The organism is Clostridium massiliamazoniense (assembly GCF_001403635.1).
Taxonomy (GTDB): Bacteria; Bacillota; Clostridia; order Clostridiales; family Clostridiaceae; genus Sarcina; species Sarcina massiliamazoniense.
In genome coordinates this window covers 433844-452225 of the sequence record NZ_LN879468.1, presented here as the reverse complement: position 1 = coordinate 452225, position 18382 = coordinate 433844, and the positions used below count along the sequence as shown (strand labels likewise).

The following is an 18382-nucleotide window of genomic DNA, read 5'->3' as shown; positions in this document are numbered from 1 at the left end:
TATAAAACTAGATTACGAACTTAAATACGTCTCTTTTTATTTTTTTGAATATAGGAGGTAATGACTCAGCTACTGTTTTATTTTTTAAATATCCAAACTTACTTGGTACCTCTTTAAATACTACTTTATAAGCATATAAGAATTGATAATTTAATCCATATTTATTTTCATAGAATGAATTTAACTCTTTATCACCATATTTAAAATCTCCAATTATAGGGTTTCCTAAAAACGCCAAGTGAGCTCTTAACTGATGACTTCTACCAGTTATTAATTCTATTTCTATTAAAGAATAAGCACCATTACTTTCTATAGTTTTAACATCCATAGCTATTTTTTTAGTATTTGGTCTATTTTCATTATATACAGTTGATTTATTGTACTCTTCGTCTTTAGTAATATATGCTTCATATTTACCGTCTTTTATTCTTCCTTTTACTAAAGCACAATAATATTTTTTTACTGTTCTTTCTCTAATCATTTCATTTAATAACTTTAATGATTCGAAGTTTTTACCAAAGAATACTATCCCAGATGTATTTCTATCTAGTCTATTACATGGTGCTGGTGTAAAAGTAATTTCTGACTCTGGAGTATAATCTCCTTTTTTGTATAAATAGGATAATACATAATCATTTAAACTTGGTGGACCATCCTTTTTATCTGAATGTACTAATACTCCAGGCCATTTTTCAACAAGAACCATATTTTCATCTTCGTATACAATTCTAATTTTACTTGAGTCAACCATTTGAAAATTCTTAGTTTTATTCTTTTTAGCATTACTTTGAATATACTTTATTACAAGTTGATCTCCCTCTTCTAGTACATATTTCTCCTTTTGTTTTTTTCCATTTACTCTTATATCACCTTTTCTAAGAGCTTTGAAAATTGCACTTAATGGAACATCTTTTAATAACTTTCTTAAAAATTTATCTAATCTCTGTCCCGCTTCATTTGAACCTATTTGTATATTCATTAAATCACTCCTATTGTTTTTTCTTTTCTTATCTTTTAATGTTTACTTACTTCTTAATATATTAAAATAAATTTAATCCTTAACAAAATATATAACCTAATTTTAATTATTCAAATAATCTAAAGCTATTTTGCATTGTAACATTACCCCAATTTCCAATGCATCTTCATCTAAATTAAAATTTGGACTATGAGCTGGATCTACTATATGTTTTGCTTCATTTCTAACACCTAAAAAATAAAAGGCTGCTGGAATTTCATTTGAAAAGTAAGCAAAGCTCTCAACCCCTAATTTAGTAACCTTTTGATTTTTAACATTTTCATTTCCTAGAATACTTTTAGCATTTTTAATAACTAAGTTGGTAACCTGAGAATTATTATTAAGAATAGGATAACCTTCCTCTATATCAATACTATAATTAGCATCATTACAGGAACATATAGCATCTACAGTATCAAAAAGTTTTTTCTTTGTAAAATTTCTTTGTTCTGCTTCTGTTGTTCTAATAATCCCTTTTAAAATAACTTCATCTGGTATAACATTAGGTGCCTTACCTCCATGTATACTTCCCACAGTAATTACTGCTGGATTGACTATATTTATTCTTCTACTTATAATACTTTGAATTCCCATTATAATTTGAGAACTTATTACTATAGGATCAATAGTTTTATGAGGATATGCTCCATGACCTCCTTTTCCCATTATCTTGATTGAAAATGGATTAGATGCCGCATTCACAGCTCCCTCTTTTATCATTATTTTTCCAGTATCAAGTTCTTCTTCAACATGTAATCCAACTATAATATCAACTTTAGGATTTTGTAGGACTCCCTCTTTAATCATAAGAACTGCTCCACCAACTGTTTCTTCTGCTGGTTCAAATATTAATTTAATAATCCCTGAGAATTTATCTTTATTTCTATTTAAAATCTTAGAAACTCCAAGTAAAATTGCCATATGAGCATCATGTCCACAGCCATGCATTTTACCAATATTTTTTGACTTATATGAACATATATTTTTTTCTTTAATTGGAAGTCCATCCATATCAGCTCTTAATGCTATGCATTTTTTTAAAGTAGAGTTTTTAGTTCCTTCTATTATTCCACAAATACCTGTTTTTGAAAAAGAAAAATTTTTTATATTTTCAGAATCAAGAAACTCTTTTATTTTTTTAGAAGTATTAAATTCTTCAAGTCCTAATTCTGGATACTGATGAAAATACCTTCTTAAATTAATTACCTCATTTTTAATTTTTAAAACCTCTGTTACTAAATCAAAACATTCCATAAGTATAACTCCTAAAATATTAATATATACTAATATTAATATTAAAACATCTATTAAATTATATATTATGAGATGTAAAGGTTCAATTAATCATAAAATATTTTATACTTTATTAAAGTATTAGATAGAAAATTGTATTTTTTTACAAGTATTTTTGTAATGTACTTTTCAATGATACACTAAATCAAAAAATAAAAAAAGGATTTAGATACTTTTCTACTAAATCCTTTTAAAAGTCACCATTCAAATTCAGAATTTGCAACTTCATCTTCTTCTATTTCATCTTTATTATTTTTTAATTCATCAGCATAGATTTTATACATTTCTAAATCTTCTACATTTTTTTCTGTTTGCGCTATTTTAAGAATTTCATTATCTACATCTTTTTGAAGTTCTTTATGGTAACGATTTTTTTCTTTATCACCAGAAGCTTCTTTCATAAGAAACTTATCATAAGCTTCCTGCTCCTTCTCTGTTAAAATACCATTTTCATTAACTTTAATTTTAGCCAAATATTTTACCCAATCTTCTCTATTAAAATCGAAAAAATTCATATACTCCTCCTATAAATAATCAATTAAGACTTAATTTAAATAAAATAAAAATTTATATGAATTAGTATATCCAAGTTACATAAAATATATTGCTAAGAATATAATCTTCTGTACTTCCTACTTTTTTTCATATTGAATGGAATCGATCTTTTGTAATAATAACTTAAATAAAAAATAACATTGTTAAAATTTGTTTTACAACAAAATAGTCATAGTATACCTAGAATTATTTAACCAAGAAATTAAGTCTTCAAATATAATCTTATTAATTCCACAGTGATTTTTAAAATCTCTAATAGATTACATCAACACTTTATCTTTTAACATAAATACCTATATAATTATTTGTAAATTATATTATAAAAAAGAGCTATACTTAAGCGAAATTTTGAAGTTAGCTCTTTTTTATTTATTGTTTTATATTACCAATCAAATAACCTCTTTAATACATTAGAAAGATTATTTAAAATTAACCATTTCAAATCCATTGCTTGTTATTTTTACATATTGAGTATTTTTATTTTTATTCACATTAATTTGTTTATGATTATTTGAAACAATTAAATTTCCTTGATTTACATTATACTTAAATTCTAATATGTCTCCTATTTTATAAGATCTTCCACTTAAGTATTTAGAAAGTGATGATGTTGGAGTATTACCATTAGCATTAAATGTTGAAATAACTTTTCCTGTTGATCCATCAATTAAAGAAATACTCATAAAATGATTTGAAGTGTATCCACCTAAATACTGATTCGATCCGCTTACTATAAATGTGTGATTTTCTTGATTTAATTGTATATCTGCAGCATTACTTCCCCATCCATTTACTATTTCTATATTTGATGGATAGATATCTTTAAATAGATTTCTAAATGCAGGATTATTTCCTAAATTAAAATTATAATATAAGGATCCATTCCAAATTTCTCCTGTATGATACCAAGCCATAGAAGGATCATTTACAAAATAACTTTCATAGGACCTATTAGGATTCCACGCAGTTATTTGAACAGAAAAACTATGTCTACTTGAATTAACAAATTTACCACAATCAAACATATGCCAAGTTGTATCTACTGTAGCCCATCTATTCTGACCTTGTAACCATACTTGATTCCAAGAATGATATCCACCATAAGTTTCATATGGTCCAGGCGTATTAACATATCCTGTTACAACCCTTGAGCATAGCCCCGCATATTGACACATTGCAACATAAAGTTTTGCTTTATTATAACAAACTCCCCCATGTTCCCAAGTATTAATAGTATTTCCACCAGCACTTATATAAGGAATTGGTGACACTAACTTATATATAGCCTTAGCTTTTTCATAGTCTGTAATACATCCTTTTATTGCATTATTTACAGCTTCCTTCATGGCTTGATTCATTACAATACTTTTTGCTTGTCCTTCAGAACTAGAATCCCATCCACTAGCAGTTAATCCAGTAGAAACCATACCTTTTTCTGCATAATAATCTGATATATTGAAAGGAGTATTATAAACTCTTTGCCCTTTAACGCCATCTACTAATCCATTTTGTGTTATAATCACTGATTTAATATCGTTATTAGAAGTAACAGCCTTACCATTATTACAAGCATTTACATGTAATACTCCTGGTTTAGCATATATAGTTACTTTGTCCCCAAAATTGTATGAAATATTGTTAATAGAGTTTATTAATTCAGCAACACTATTATTTCCATTAAAAGATTTATTTAATATTACTTTTCCTTTAGAATTTTCAATATTTATTGAAAATACTTTCCCGTCATATTTACTATCCAATACGGCTTTATTGACAGAAGTTATGGAATCTTTACTATAAGTTGTTGGATTTTTAGGATTTATGCTATTGAATATTCCATAACCCTCCCATTGTGTTTTCATCGTAACAGGATTGAAAGTAAGTTCACCTAAATCTTTTCCAACACTTCTTTGTGTAATATATATTCCTGAAGTATCTTGTAATTTATTTTTATAAGAAAGATAAGTAGTTACTGGTACTGTATTAAAAGAAGATACAACTATAGGTGTTTCTAAAGTTACAGGTTCCTTTGTATTTATATTAATACTATATTGACCCTCATTACCTGAAGTAGTTGTAAATTTTTGACCATTGCAAGTAACACTTACAGCTGTATTAGGAATTGACTTTCCTGTTAAAGTAAAATTCTTTGTGCTATTTTTAGTTAATATATTTAAAGGGTTAACAATTAATTGATTAGTATAAGGCTTTAATCCATTAGGTGTTATTTCATAATATTGAATATATTGAGATGTATATCCTACACTAGTATTATTCTCATTTATAGTTACTTTAGATTGTGATGGATTGTAACATACGGAAATAACATCGCCATAATTAAATGATTTATCATTAAAAGCATCATGAAACTTTGTTGTATTCTCTCGTCCTGCAAACATCCCACCAGCAATAATTTGAGCATTTTTAGGATTATATATCTCCATTTGAATAGCATTTCCTACAGCATTAGCCCCTAAAAAAGCATTATATCCCTCAGCATCTATTTTCATATTGCTTGGATTAAATTTAAGAATTTGAACTAAACTCCCCCAATTATTATATATCTTTATATTATAATTAGAAATTTTAAAACTCTTAGTATTTAAAGTAACAATTTCAGGGTATGTATTTTCATTTGCATTAATATATATTAAATTTCCTACCTTTATATCATTACCTAAATTGTAAGTAAATTCACCATTTTTATTAGAAGTGGTTGTATATTCTTTATTATTAGCAGTTATGACTACTGTAGAATTCGGTAAAGTTGTTCCAGTTACAATAGTTCCATTAGTTGAATATAAAGCCCTAAAATTTTTATTGTTGAACCCTTCTGCAACTATACCTTTTTTAGTTAGCTTAAATAAAATATTACCTTTATATGATTTATTATTACTATTAATATGTTCTCCTGAATTAGATATTATTTGAATAGAATCACCATACTCAAATTTTTTCCCATTTAACTCTTTTGCTAAAGCTTCTCCAGCTATAACTCCACCTTTAAATGTTTTAGTTGATATAACTTCACCATTTTTATTTAATAAAGAAACAGTCATTGCATCATTACCAGTATAATAAGGATTTGTTTCTCCTCCTTCATTAATTACTTTTAAAGTATTATTATAATTAAATCCTATATTAACGATACCATAATTCCAAACATCTTTTATATTTATATTTTCGCCTTGAAGTATATAATTATTTGGATTAGGTTTTACTATAGTTGTACTTTCTAATTCATTATAAGGTTGAATAGTTATTATCTCTCCTATACTAGCATTTAAATTTACATTGACTAATCCTTCACTATTTGAAATCGCTGTAGTTTTCTTTCCATTAACCATAAAAGTAACTTCAATATTTGGCTTTACCTTACAAAAAACTTCTGTATTATCGCCACCATTATTTAATGCCTTAATATCATAAGCACTTTTTGTTATCTGTTTTAATCCAGAATCTGTATATTGATATGCCACTGTTTTTGATTCACTTGTATTATTAATAATATATTTAGATCCTGTATTAGAAGTTATACTTATTATATTACCTATCTCTAATTTATATCCATTTAATTCATTAAAAGCTTCATTTTCTGGGTAAGTTCCATGTTTGAATGATACTGTTTTTAATATAGTTCCATTAGGTTCTTCTATAGTAAATACTAAATTTCCTTTGGCATAGGGGTTTATCTCAGACCATCCTTTAGTTATATTTAATATTCCATCTTTTATACTTACATTAAATAAACTTTGATTCCAAACATTATTAATTTTTATTTCTTCCTGTATACTAGTATTCTTATTCTTATTTGTTAATACCTTTACATTTTTAACTTTAGTATCTTTTTTTATTATAGGTCTTCCTACAACTACTATTGATGAAACAGCCATCATTATAGCAATAGCTTTTGCTGTCTTATTCATAATTACTCTCCATTTTTTAATATTTTATTTAATATAATTTAAAAAATTATTTAACGTAAATATTATATACATTATATTCTTTAATCACAAGTAATATATATTATAAAAAGTATAAAATTGTAATTTGTTTTAATTAGATTTTAAATTTTAAAAATAAAATTATATAAAACTAAAGAAATTTATCTTTATTTTATAATTATAATACTCTGAAAATCGTCATGGGATATTGTCAATAACACACTAATCTAAAAGCAATAATTATATATAGATGTTTTTTTTAACAAATTTTGTTTATTCAATACGTATAATTTTATTACAAGTCTAGTAATATTTATTTTATTTATTTTCTAATTCATTTACTGTAATCATAAAAAATCACTTTAATTAATATTATATTTTCTAGATAGCTAGTCTTTATTATATATTTATAAAATATATATCTTCAGAATTTATTACTTACTTTTTTATTTTATTAAAATTCAGTTAAATTAATCTTAATCAATAAATTTAAAGATAAATGTCCATACATTATATAACATATATATTCTTTTATAAGAAATACTATAAATATAATATAATAATTAGTTCAAATTAATTTTTATATTATAAATTATCATTAACCAGATTATATATTAAATGAGGTGTTACAAATGAAAACTTCAACTAAAAAAGTAAATGAACAAATGTTAGATGTAGCAAAAGGAAAAATGGACAAAGCTCAAAAAAGAATAAAAAAGAATGAAAAATAATTATTATCAAAATGAGGTGTTTTAAATGGAAACTATAAAAAAACCAAGTGAAAAATTAGCTAATAAAGTAGCAAATAGAGTAGTAAATGAATCACAAGGTAAAATGAATAAAACTTCAAAAAAGAATGAAAAATAATTATTAATTAAAAAATGGTACTAAAAAATAAGAGTAGATAATCTATTTTTCTATAAATTATCTACTCTAAATTTATTTATACTATTTTTATAATTTAATAATAATTAATTATAAAATTTAATTAATTCTGCTTCCGCTTTTTTAGTTCATCTACAACCTAGAACACCTTTCACAAATCTCTTCATCAAGAAATTTATAGTCTTCTATAATTCTCCCACAGATCTCACACCTGATTCCATCTTCGTATTCATCTTCTCTATCCTTTGGTTCTTTGAATTCATAGTCAAAATCAAAATTTTCAAAAAAATTTTCTCCCATATTCATAATGCATTGCTCCTATCCATTTTGAAATTGCTTAATTTATAATAGTTTTATTGAAATTGTAATCAATACAGTCCACAACTAAACTAAGTCCTATTCTAATATCTCTAATAAGTTACTTTCAACAACAACTCTTATTTTAAACATTCTAAGGGTATTATCACCAAAGAAAACTTTAACTACATCTTTAGTTACATCTTCAACAGTACCTTCTCCATAGGTTTTACTTCTAACTCTTTGACCTTTTTTAAAGTCACTTTTGTAGTGTTCATCTCCTTCATTCCCCACTAATGATATAGGTATAAATGGACTCCTATCTTTAAAGTTGCCTTTAACACTTTTAGGTGAAAAAATATAAAGATTATCTATGGCGCGAGTAGCTCCAACGTAGAAAAGTCTTCTTTCTTCTTCTATATTTTCAGCGTTTTTATGTGGCATACTATCAACAACAGCATTTATCATATAAACATTTTTAAATTCCATACCTTTAACACCGTGGATAGTGCTAAGTATCACCGAGTCTACATTTAAACTTCTAGCCTCTGCTAAGTTTTCTTCCACTTCTTTTATATGTGTTAAGAATGGGAGTATTTTATTAAAATCCCTTGCTGATATTTTAAATTCTTCAACTATTTCCATTAGTTCATCTATGCTTTGATTATATTTTGAACTATAGTCTTTTAAATAATCCATATAACATAAATCACTTAGTATAAATTCTATAGCTACTCCTAAGGTCATTCTATTCAAACTTATAACATCTTCTTTAAGATCTTCTATTTTTTTCACTTGAAAGGGATGCACTTCTCCATACTTCAATAATAAATCAAAGACATCTAATCTCTCTTTTTCACTATTAAATTTATTTATAGATGTTTTTGAAATATATCTATAAGGTTTATTTATTATTCTTGTAAAAGCATCTCTGTTATATGGATCTAAAGATAATCTAAGATAAGCTATTAAATCTTCACAAATAAAGTGTTTAAAGAAATTAAATTCCTTATCTAAAAGTTTGAAAGGTATTTTGTATCTAATAAAAGCATCAATTATACTTCTTGATTCCATATTTGTTCTATATAATATAGCATTATTACTGAATGCAACATTATCTTTTTTAAAATTAAGTATTTTATCAGATATAATCTTACTTTGTTCACTTTCATCAAAAGGTCTTTTAAATTCAATAATACCTTCCATATCCTTTGAATGCATTATATCTTTTTTGTTTCTATTTACATTACAATCTATAATTTCTTTAGCTGTGCTTACTATATTTTTTACACTTCTATAATTGTATTTTAAATATATTTTCTTGCCATTAGGAAAGTAATCTTCAAACCTAACCATAACTTCTGGATTAGAACCCCTAAAAGAATATATACATTGGTCTTCATCTCCAACAGCAAAAAGCTTCGATTCAATTCTTTGTAAAAATTCTATTTGTATATCATCACAATCCTGAAATTCATCAACTAACATATATTTAAAAAGACTTCTATAACTATCTAAAAGTTTACTATTCCCTTCTAATAGTTCTAGGGTCTTTATTTGTAAATCATCAAAGTCCCATAAATTTTTATATTCCTTATAATTTTCGTAAGCATTATAAGAATCTAAAAATATTTTTTCATCTAAAGTTGCTTTAAATGCTTCTCCAGTCCTTAAAGAGCTTTTTCTTGCTGAAATATTATTTAATACTTCTTTTACTTTATCATCACTTACATCCTCAGTTATTTCTTTAAGTTGTTTTTTTATAACACCATAACTTTCCCCAGCACTTATAAGCTTTATTTCTCCATAATATCTTAAAAGAATTTTATAAAATAGCCCATGAAAAGTACCAAAGAAGGGAGCGCTATCACTATTAGATATTTTTTTAAATCTTTCCTTCATATTTTCAGCAGCAGCCTTAGTAAAAGTAAGTACAACTATATTTTTAGGGCTAATGCCTTCATTAATTAATTTAGTAATTTTATGTATTATAACAGTGGTTTTTCCTGAACCCGGAGGTGCAACTATTAATGTATTATCACCTTTATCTTCTACAGCTTGTCTTTGAAATTTATCTAAATTTTTAAACATCAATATCCTCCTAAATTGCTTAAACTATTAATATTATAGCCCTAAATTATATAATTGTAATCATTAATTTAATAATTAATTAAATAACTAATAACCTCTTCTAAGTCATACATTGTTTTCCCATAATTAACTTCTGGTTTTTCTAAAATTATTAATTTTGCCCCAGTTTCTCTAGCAGCCATTGCTTTTTCCAATGCTCCTCCAGAAATACCACTATCCTTAGTTAAAATAGCATCACAACCATATTGATTTAAAAAACTTTTATTTAATTCCTTATTAATAGGTCCTTTTATAGCTATTATATCTTCAATTTTTATATTTAAATCTAACATTTTCTTTATAATATTTTCAGCCGGAAGGACTCTATGAATTATTCTATTACTTAAATTTAAATTAATAATTGTTCCTAAAGTATTTCCACCTAATGTATTTAGAATTGGTCCTTTAATTTGCTTATCTATATCTATTAGCTCATTAAGTTCTGAAATTCTAATTATATTATTATATTGAAAATCTTTAAGAGCTCCTTTTCTTTCATATCTTAAATAATCTATTTTTAACTCTTTACAAACATATAAAATATTTTCACTTATTTCTTTTGCATAGGGATGAGTTCCATCTAATATTAACCTTAATCCTAACTCTTTAGCCTTATTTAACAACTCATCTCTTGTTAAAGGTTCAGTATTTAAATATTTAATATTAAAGTCCTTTAAAAGTTCACCACCATAAGTTGTAGCTGTAGAAACAAATAAATTATTAGTATGCTTTGTTAATTCTTCAAGTATAATTTTCCCCTCTGAAGTTCCTAATATTAATCCTATCATTTCAATCATTCCTTTATTTACTTCTAGTCAAATTATATCCTCTTGGTGTTACAAATAACCCATCCTTATAATAGCTTTCAGAATTTCCTATTATAACTATAGACATCATCCCAACATTCTCATCTGTAAATGTATCAAGTGTATAATATTCAACTTCCTGACCATCCCTTAAAGCATTAGTTACTACTGCAACAGGAGTATTTCCAGCTCTATATTCTCTTATAGTATTTATTGATTCCATTAAGTAATGTGGTCTTCCTTTACTCTTTGGATTATAAAGAGAAATTATAAAATCCCCTTCAGCTGCTAATCTAACTCTAGTCTTTATTTTATCATAGCTTGTCATTAAATCACTTAAACTAATATTACAATTATCATGCATAAGTGGAGCCCCTAAAATAGATGCTGCTGCACTTGAAGCTGTTATTCCTGGAATAACCTCAACATTCTCATCTTTTTTTAATTCTAATATAAGTCCAGCCATTCCATATATACCTGAATCTCCAGTACTAACTAAAGCTACATTATTGTTTTTTGAAAGTTCTAAAGCTTTTTCGCAACGTTCTCTTTCCTTTAACATCCCTGTTTGATAAACTTCTTTCTCTTCAATTATTTCTTTAATCATATCTATATATTTATTATAACCTACTATAATATCACATTTTTTAATAGTCTCCATGGCTTTTATACTCATATGTTCTATACCACCTGGTCCTATTCCTATTACATATAAAGTTCCCATTATTATTCCTCCTAAATTATGCTAACTCTCCAATAGAGATTGTCATTCCTTCAAAAGCACTTTTTTCTAAAAGTATCTTCCCATGAAGTAATAAAACAGCAGGTTCACATACTGCTCTAACACCAATAGATTTTTCTACAAAATCACTTCCTTCAAAATTATGTTGAACCTCTTTTATTTCCTCCTTAGAAAATGTAATAAACTCTGAATTTAAACTTTTAGCTAAATTAACAATTGCTTTTTCTTCTTTTTTTATATCTATTGAACCTATTTTTATAACAGCTCTTCTATCTATATTATTTTCTTCTAAAGTCTTAAGGACAAAATCTAAAAGTTTAGAACTCGAAATATTTTTACGACACCCTATGCCTAAAACCACATTTCTTCTTATAAGTCTTAAAGATGTACTCTCATCATAATTTACATCATTTAATTTATTAGTAACCCATAATAAATTATTTCTTATTACATCTGTTTTCTTATATCCCTTTGGAATGCTTATGAGATTTTCATCATCTTTAAAATAAACCTCTTCTCTATTAACCAAAGCACTAGAAATTATTTTTATCTTACTATAATCTTCTATTATTAAAGAATTTCTTTTCGCAATTAAGTCAGGTGCTTCAACACCAATATTATCTGTTGCTGTAGTTATAACAGCTGTAGAACCTAAAAGTTTTGAAAGTTCATAGGTATATTCATTAGCTCCACCTAAATGTCCACTAAGCAAACTTATAACAAATAACTCATTTACATCAATAACAATTATTGCTGGATCCTTTGACTTATGTTCCACAAGACTAGCTATAGCTCTTACAGCTATACCTGTAGAACCTATGATAATTATAGCTTCACAATTATTCCATAAGTTCTTTGTACTTTCTTTTAAATTAAAGTTAGCATCTAAAACTTTAGATACTAACTTTACATCTTTTTTTAAATCATCATAGTATGATATTATCTTCCTTGCAATGGCATCTCCCTGCTTATTTATTGAGATAACACCTATCATTACTCTTCACCTTTTCTGAACATATGACTAAAACTTTTATCATATAAAAGACTTTTTTCATAATCACAATCAATAAAATCACCAACCAATATTTGTGCACACTTAGTTATTCCTGCTTCTTTAACTTTTTGTGCAATATCATCTAGAGTTCCAAGTATATAACTTTCATCATTCCAAGTAGCTCTAAATACAACAGCCACCGGTACATCTCCTCTTTTATATCCTTTTTTTAGTTTTTCAACTACTTTATCAATCATTGATACTGAAAGAAATAAAGCCATAGAAGCCCCTATTGAAGCTAACTTCTCTAAATCTTCTTTTTCTGGCACAGGGGTTCTCCCTTCAACTCTAGTTAATATTACTGTTTGACTTACTGAGGGTAAGGTAAATTCCTTTTTTATAACAGAAGCTGCTGCTGTAAATGAACTTACTCCAGGTATCACTTCATAATTTATGCCTAGTTTCTCTAATTCATCCATTTGCTCCTTTATAGCTCCATAAATAGATGGATCTCCAGTATGAAGTCTAACTACAAGACTATTTTTACTTTCTTTTATTGCATCAATAACCTCATCCAATGTCATTGATGCAGAATTATAAAACTTACATCCATCTTTACAAAAATCTAAATGTTTATTACTAACTAAAGAACCAGCATAAATTACTACATCAGCCTTTTCTAGAATACTTCTTCCCTTTACTGTTATTAAGTCAACATCACCAGGTCCAGCTCCTATAAAATAAACCATCTAACTCACTCCTATTCTTTATTGGCAATTATAAGTGACATATAATCTCTATGATTTAAAATATCTTCCCTATTAGTTAATACAACTTCTCCATCTCGTCCAACTCTACTAACTAACACATACTTAAATCCTTTTTCTTCTAACTTATTTATTACCTTTTCTTCGTTTTTGTAAACTTTCATAATAACAACATATTTTTCATCTTTTATATCATCGACTCTTGCTGCTGGTAATATAAGTAATGGTTCATTTCCAACTACTAAAGTTTGATTTACTAAACTAGCAGCTGCACAGAAAGATGTTATCCCTGCAATAGTTACCACATCAAAACCTTTACTTTTTATATAAGTAAGAAGATGTATGTAAGTACTATAAACATATGGATCTCCAATTGTTAGAAATGAAACATTATTTCCTGCCTTAAGTTCACTATATATAAGTTCATATATTTTTTTAATTTTTTCTTCTTTATCAGCTTTTCCCATAGGAAAATGCATTTTATATACTTTTTTATCACCAGTTATATATCCTTCTACTGTTTGAAAAGCTATGCTTTCACCACCATCTTCAGCACTAGGTGCAACTATAACCTCACTATTATTAATAGCATTTAATGCCTTTACTGTAACTAATTCTTTATCTCCCGGTCCTACGCCTACTCCGTATAAAATACTCAAATCTATTTCTCTCCTTTAATTATAAAAATAGGGTTATTTGCTATAAGCATCATAGCTTTACTACTAACTTTACTTATATTGACATGACTTATTTCTAATTTATATTCAAGTTCTTTTAACTTTTCTATTGCCTTGTAAGCATTGTTCAAAGTTATCATATTTAAAACTATTATTCCATCTTTTTTTAAAGCTTTATTGGATAATTCTAATATGTCCTCTAGACTTCCACCACTTCCACCTATAAATATAGAATCAAATTTCTCTTCTTCCTTCGACTTATTGATAAAGTCTCTCAAAAAGTCTGTACCATCACACTCTATTAATTTAAGATTATTACACTTAAATTTTTCAATATTCATTTTTGCTACGTCAATAGCTTCTTTATCTCTTTCAACAGTATAAACTATTCCATTTTTAGCAAATAATGAACTTTGTATAGCTATAGTTCCTGTTCCTGTTCCAATATCTAAAACTCTACTATTTTCATGTAAATTCATTTTAGAAATGGCTAATATCCTAATGTCCTCTTTTGTCATAGGACATTCTCCTCTTATAAATTCTTTATCACTTATCCATTTCATAACAACACTCCATATTCCAATTTATTTTTTATATTGCTAATTAATATCTTTATCTATGGCTACTACAGTTAAATCACTAAACTCTTTCTCAATAAAATCTGCTGGAATTCCAATAGTTATTTTTTCATCTTCATAAGATAAATTTTCTCCAACTATTAATTTACATTGAATGTTATTTTTAAGTAATATTTTAGCTAAAGATGAAGGATTATTTTTTTTATCAGTAAGCCAAAATGATAGATTATAATTAAGTACCTTTTCTAAAAACTCATTATCTCTTCCATGTAGACTTCCAATAAATGCATTATTCCATAAAACTCCTAATTTACAACTTAAGTATTGAAAAGAACTTATTCCTGGAATTAATTCTATAGGCTCAGAACAATTACTTTTTATATAATTAGCTATACTATAAAATGATGGGTCTCCGGAGGCTACTAAAGCTATATCTGTGTTTTTATACTTATTTATGAATTCTATAATCTCTGATAACTTAGAAACTACAATAAACTCCTTTTCTTTTAATGTATCTATTTTGCATAAACTATTCACAACTCTAGAAAATCCAATTGTTTTTTGTGATTTACTAATTATTTCTATAGCTCTCGGAAGTATATACTGAACAGAGCCAGGTCCTATACCAACTATATAAATCATAAATCCCTCCTTGAATCATAAAGAATATTAAAATCTTTATATCCACTATACATAATAATATTAAATTTTATTTTTTCATAAGCTCGTTCATTAAGCTTCTTTAATATTTTTTCACCAATCCGCCTATAAAGTTCTTCATAACCAGCACCTAATAAATTAACAGCTCCCTCACTTGTTTTCTCATTAAGAACACTATTTATAAGATTTAAAGATTTACCCATTAGAGCTAGTTCTAATGCGATAACTTCTAATCTAACATCAGATACCTTACTATGTGTATTAAAACACCCAAAAGCAACCTTGCTTAATTTTCCTATATGTCCAACAATGGTTATAGATTGAATTCCTTTGCTTAAAGCTTCATCTACTGCAAAACCAACAAAATTTGATATAATCACAATATTGTTATTATTTATATTTAAAAAATCACAAAGTGTTTCACCTATATTTCCAAAGGCAAAAATTAAATCTTTATGTTCTAAAGCCTTTTGATTTATTTCTACAGAAATTGTTTCCTTTAAAGCATCTTGAGACATAGGGTAAACTATTCCTGTAGTTCCCAAAATAGATATACCATCTACTATGCCTAATCTAGGATTAAAAGTTTTCTTAGCAATTTCAGCCCCCCTTGGAACGAATATAGTTATTTTTACACCTTGTCCTTTTGGCAAAACTTCTAATACTTCTTTTTTTATCATTTTCCTTGGCACAGGATTTATAGCAAAATTCCCTTTCCCTATAGAAAGTCCATCTCTAGTGACTTTTCCAACTCCAATTCCTGCATCTAATACAAAGCCTTCTTTTATAATTTCTGCTTTTGCACAAATTTCTACTCCATTGGTTATATCTATATCATCGCCACCATCTTTTATTACAGTAGCTATAACAAAATCATTTTCTTTTTTTATCTTAACATCTATTAAAAGATCAATTCCCTTTGGAGTTTCAATTAAAACCTTATTAATTTCAGAATTATTAAACAATGCAATAGTTGCTGCTTTTGCTGCAGCAGTTGCTGATGAACCTGTTGTATATCCACATCTAAGTTTCTTTCCATTACTTTCAACATATAAATCTAACATGAATTAATAATTTTCCTCTCTATTATAATCCATGTAAAGCAATGCATTTATTATGGCAGCTGAAACAGTACTTCCACCCTTTCTTCCGTTAACTCTAATAAATGGTATTCCTAACTCTTCAAGGCCTATTTTACTCTCAGCAGCCCCAACAAATCCAACAGGAACTGCTATTATAAGTTTTGGCTTTGCCTTTCCTTCTATAATTAACTCTCTTAATTTAAATAATGCAGTTGGTGCATTTCCAAAAACAAATATATCAACATTTTCTTCTACCGCTAATTCAACAGCAGCCATAGATCTAGTTATATTTCGTTTCTTAGCAATATCAAAAACCCTATCTAAAGCCACATAACAATTTGCTTCACAGTTCATAGCTTTCATAGCCCTCTTATTAAATCCATTTATAGACATGTTTGTATCTGCATATATCTTAGCACCATTTCTTAAAGCTTTTCTCCCAATTTCAATGGCATTTTTACTTATTTCAACTAAATCCTTATATTCAAAATCAGCAGTCGTATGAATTACCCTTTTTACAATTAATAATTCATCTTCATTGAAATTATGGTTACCCATTTCACTTTCTATTATCTCGAAACTTCTTTTTTCAATTTCAAAGGGATTTTTTATATAACTCATAATAATTACTCCTAAACAAATTATTTTTTCTCCTTAGGCAATATATAATCTAAAAATTTCAGATTACCTAAAAAATGAATATGTGCATATGTAGCTATAGTGTTTTTATTTTTATAACCACATTTCCATAACTTTTCATTTCCTAAAAAACTATTTTTGCTTAAATTAAATATTGTATCTTCCTCTGTTTCAAATACAGATTTATGAAATTCATGACAATTAACATCTATAGAGTTATTACTTAATTTTGCATAACCAAAATTCTGAAGTTTATTTGTCATTTTACAATTTCCATCTAAAAAGCCTACCATCTCATAACCATCTATAGACTTTGATAAATACATAAGCCCTCCACATTCAGCATAACAATAAGTACCTTTTTCAAGGGCATCTTTTATACTTTTTAGCATGGATTTATTTAAACTTAATGATTCTTTAAATATCTCTGGATATCCTCCACCGATATAAAGAAAATCAATATTGTTAGGAATTTCTTTATCTCTAATAGGACTAAAATAGTGAATATCACCTAAATCCTTTAATAACTCTAAATTATCATCATAATAAAAGTTAAATGCTTCATCAAAAGCTATAGCTATTTTTAACTTATTTTTTCTTTTTACAGCATATTCTTTATGATATTGACCTTTGTATTCTTTGAATGATTTAATTAAAAGATCTATATCTACATTTTCTTCTATTAATTCAGATGCTACATCTACTTTATCTAATATATCTTTAATTTCAACAGCTTGAATTAATCCTAAATGTCTACTTTTAATTTCTAATCTTGAATCATTTGGTATAAATCCAAAAACCTTTATTTTACAATACTCTTCTACTATTGCTTTAAGTAATAAATAATAACTTTTACTAACTCCATTAAATACAATTCCTGTAATATTAGCCTTTTGAAAGTTTAGCAACCCATTAATTTCAGCCGCTATTGTAGTGCTTTTTCCCTTTGGATTTAAAACAAGTATTATAGGTAAATCCCCTAAAATTTTAGAAATTTCATAGGTTGAACATTCTGTTCCCACACCTTTACCATCATAAAGGCCCATAACACCTTCTATTATTCCAAAATCCTTATTAGCTTTACTATATACATAAATTATTGCATCTTCTCCCATTAAATAGGAATCTAAATTTTTAGAATTAATACCTAAAACTTTCTTATGAAATGCTGGATCAATATAATCAGGTCCTACCTTATAGCCCTGAATACTATAACCTTTTTTCTTCATAGCATTCATTAACCCTAAAGTAAAAGTTGTTTTTCCTCCACCGCTGCTATTTGATGAAATTATTATTGATTTCATTAATTTAATCT

16 protein-coding genes are annotated in these 18382 nt (G+C 26.7%); all 16 read right to left on the bottom strand.

Going from position 1 to position 18382, the window contains the following annotated elements:
- Positions 1-7 precede the first annotated feature (7 nt).
- Positions 8-979 carry an RluA family pseudouridine synthase gene (locus ARA19_RS09020; RefSeq protein WP_055070643.1) on the bottom strand — a complete coding sequence of 324 codons (972 nt, stop codon included), beginning with the start codon at positions 977-979 and terminating at the stop codon, positions 8-10.
- A gap of 102 nt (positions 980-1081) precedes the next feature.
- Positions 1082-2272: a M20 metallopeptidase family protein gene (locus ARA19_RS09015; protein ID WP_055070642.1), complete on the bottom strand. Its 1191-nt coding sequence runs from the start codon at positions 2270-2272 to the stop codon at positions 1082-1084.
- A gap of 236 nt (positions 2273-2508) precedes the next feature.
- Complete coding sequence (locus ARA19_RS09010) at positions 2509-2826, bottom strand: hypothetical protein (protein WP_055070641.1); 318 nt, start codon at positions 2824-2826, stop codon at positions 2509-2511.
- A 459-nt stretch (positions 2827-3285) separates the two neighbouring features.
- Positions 3286-6792 (bottom strand): transglutaminase-like domain-containing protein, encoded by a 3507-nt coding sequence (locus ARA19_RS09005; RefSeq protein WP_055070640.1) that lies wholly within the window; start codon positions 6790-6792, stop codon positions 3286-3288.
- A 1035-nt stretch (positions 6793-7827) separates the two neighbouring features.
- Positions 7828-8001, bottom strand: a complete 174-nt coding sequence (locus ARA19_RS17575; protein WP_157452242.1) for a hypothetical protein — start codon at positions 7999-8001, stop codon at positions 7828-7830.
- A gap of 90 nt (positions 8002-8091) precedes the next feature.
- Positions 8092-10083 carry an ATP-dependent helicase gene (locus tag ARA19_RS09000; RefSeq protein WP_055070639.1) on the bottom strand — a complete coding sequence of 664 codons (1992 nt, stop codon included), beginning with the start codon at positions 10081-10083 and terminating at the stop codon, positions 8092-8094.
- A 68-nt stretch (positions 10084-10151) separates the two neighbouring features.
- Positions 10152-10910 carry a cobalt-precorrin-6A reductase gene (locus ARA19_RS08995; protein ID WP_055070638.1) on the bottom strand — a complete coding sequence of 253 codons (759 nt, stop codon included), beginning with the start codon at positions 10908-10910 and terminating at the stop codon, positions 10152-10154.
- A 13-nt stretch (positions 10911-10923) separates the two neighbouring features.
- Positions 10924-11652: a precorrin-3B C(17)-methyltransferase gene (cobJ, locus tag ARA19_RS08990; RefSeq protein ID WP_055070637.1), complete on the bottom strand. Its 729-nt coding sequence runs from the start codon at positions 11650-11652 to the stop codon at positions 10924-10926.
- A 16-nt stretch (positions 11653-11668) separates the two neighbouring features.
- On the bottom strand, positions 11669-12664 hold the full coding sequence (gene cbiG, locus ARA19_RS08985) for a cobalt-precorrin 5A hydrolase (RefSeq protein ID WP_055070636.1): 996 nt from the start codon (positions 12662-12664) through the stop codon (positions 11669-11671).
- On the bottom strand, positions 12664-13413 hold the full coding sequence (gene cobM, locus ARA19_RS08980) for a precorrin-4 C(11)-methyltransferase (RefSeq protein WP_055070635.1): 750 nt from the start codon (positions 13411-13413) through the stop codon (positions 12664-12666). Before cobM ends, cbiG begins: the two co-directional genes overlap by 1 nt.
- Positions 13414-13424: 11 nt before the next feature.
- Positions 13425-14090 (bottom strand): cobalt-factor II C(20)-methyltransferase, encoded by a 666-nt coding sequence (locus tag ARA19_RS08975; protein ID WP_055070634.1) that lies wholly within the window; start codon positions 14088-14090, stop codon positions 13425-13427.
- Positions 14091-14092: 2 nt separating this feature from the next.
- Positions 14093-14671 (bottom strand): precorrin-6Y C5,15-methyltransferase (decarboxylating) subunit CbiT, encoded by a 579-nt coding sequence (cbiT, locus tag ARA19_RS08970; RefSeq protein WP_055070633.1) that lies wholly within the window; start codon positions 14669-14671, stop codon positions 14093-14095.
- A gap of 36 nt (positions 14672-14707) precedes the next feature.
- Positions 14708-15328, bottom strand: coding sequence for a precorrin-6y C5,15-methyltransferase (decarboxylating) subunit CbiE (gene cbiE / locus ARA19_RS08965; protein WP_055070632.1), 621 nt, complete (start codon positions 15326-15328; stop codon positions 14708-14710).
- Positions 15325-16410 carry a cobalt-precorrin-5B (C(1))-methyltransferase CbiD gene (gene cbiD / locus ARA19_RS08960; RefSeq protein WP_055070631.1) on the bottom strand — a complete coding sequence of 362 codons (1086 nt, stop codon included), beginning with the start codon at positions 16408-16410 and terminating at the stop codon, positions 15325-15327. Before cbiD ends, cbiE begins: the two co-directional genes overlap by 4 nt.
- A 3-nt stretch (positions 16411-16413) precedes the next feature.
- On the bottom strand, positions 16414-17049 hold the full coding sequence (locus tag ARA19_RS08955) for a precorrin-8X methylmutase (RefSeq protein ID WP_055070630.1): 636 nt from the start codon (positions 17047-17049) through the stop codon (positions 16414-16416).
- Positions 17050-17069: 20 nt separating this feature from the next.
- A complete protein-coding gene (locus ARA19_RS08950) occupies positions 17070-18371 on the bottom strand; it encodes a cobyrinic acid a,c-diamide synthase CobB (RefSeq protein WP_055070629.1) in 1302 nt (433 codons plus the stop codon).
- Between the last annotated feature and the right edge of the window lie 11 nt (positions 18372-18382).

What these genes read in the sequence shown, in the direction of transcription:
- ARA19_RS09020 (WP_055070643.1), bottom strand. Translation starts at nt 979, where the DNA reads ATGAATATACAAATAGGTTCAAATGAAGCGGGACAGAGATTAGATAAA.
- cobM (WP_055070635.1), bottom strand. Translation starts at nt 13,413, where the DNA reads ATGGTTTATTTTATAGGAGCTGGACCTGGTGATGTTGACTTAATAACA.
- ARA19_RS08955 (WP_055070630.1), bottom strand. Translation starts at nt 17,049, where the DNA reads ATGAGTTATATAAAAAATCCCTTTGAAATTGAAAAAAGAAGTTTCGAG.
- cbiT (WP_055070633.1), bottom strand. Translation starts at nt 14,671, where the DNA reads ATGAAATGGATAAGTGATAAAGAATTTATAAGAGGAGAATGTCCTATG.
- ARA19_RS08995 (WP_055070638.1), bottom strand. Translation starts at nt 10,910, where the DNA reads ATGATAGGATTAATATTAGGAACTTCAGAGGGGAAAATTATACTTGAA.
- ARA19_RS09005 (WP_055070640.1), bottom strand. Translation starts at nt 6,792, where the DNA reads ATGAATAAGACAGCAAAAGCTATTGCTATAATGATGGCTGTTTCATCA.
- ARA19_RS09015 (WP_055070642.1), bottom strand. Translation starts at nt 2,272, where the DNA reads ATGGAATGTTTTGATTTAGTAACAGAGGTTTTAAAAATTAAAAATGAG.
- ARA19_RS09000 (WP_055070639.1), bottom strand. Translation starts at nt 10,083, where the DNA reads ATGTTTAAAAATTTAGATAAATTTCAAAGACAAGCTGTAGAAGATAAA.
- cbiG (WP_055070636.1), bottom strand. Translation starts at nt 12,664, where the DNA reads ATGATAGGTGTTATCTCAATAAATAAGCAGGGAGATGCCATTGCAAGG.
- ARA19_RS09010 (WP_055070641.1), bottom strand. Translation starts at nt 2,826, where the DNA reads ATGAATTTTTTCGATTTTAATAGAGAAGATTGGGTAAAATATTTGGCT.
- cbiE (WP_055070632.1), bottom strand. Translation starts at nt 15,328, where the DNA reads ATGATTTATATAGTTGGTATAGGACCTGGCTCTGTTCAGTATATACTT.
- ARA19_RS08950 (WP_055070629.1), bottom strand. Translation starts at nt 18,371, where the DNA reads ATGAAATCAATAATAATTTCATCAAATAGCAGCGGTGGAGGAAAAACA.
- cbiD (WP_055070631.1), bottom strand. Translation starts at nt 16,410, where the DNA reads ATGTTAGATTTATATGTTGAAAGTAATGGAAAGAAACTTAGATGTGGA.
- cobJ (WP_055070637.1), bottom strand. Translation starts at nt 11,652, where the DNA reads ATGGGAACTTTATATGTAATAGGAATAGGACCAGGTGGTATAGAACAT.
- ARA19_RS17575 (WP_157452242.1), bottom strand. Translation starts at nt 8,001, where the DNA reads ATGAATATGGGAGAAAATTTTTTTGAAAATTTTGATTTTGACTATGAA.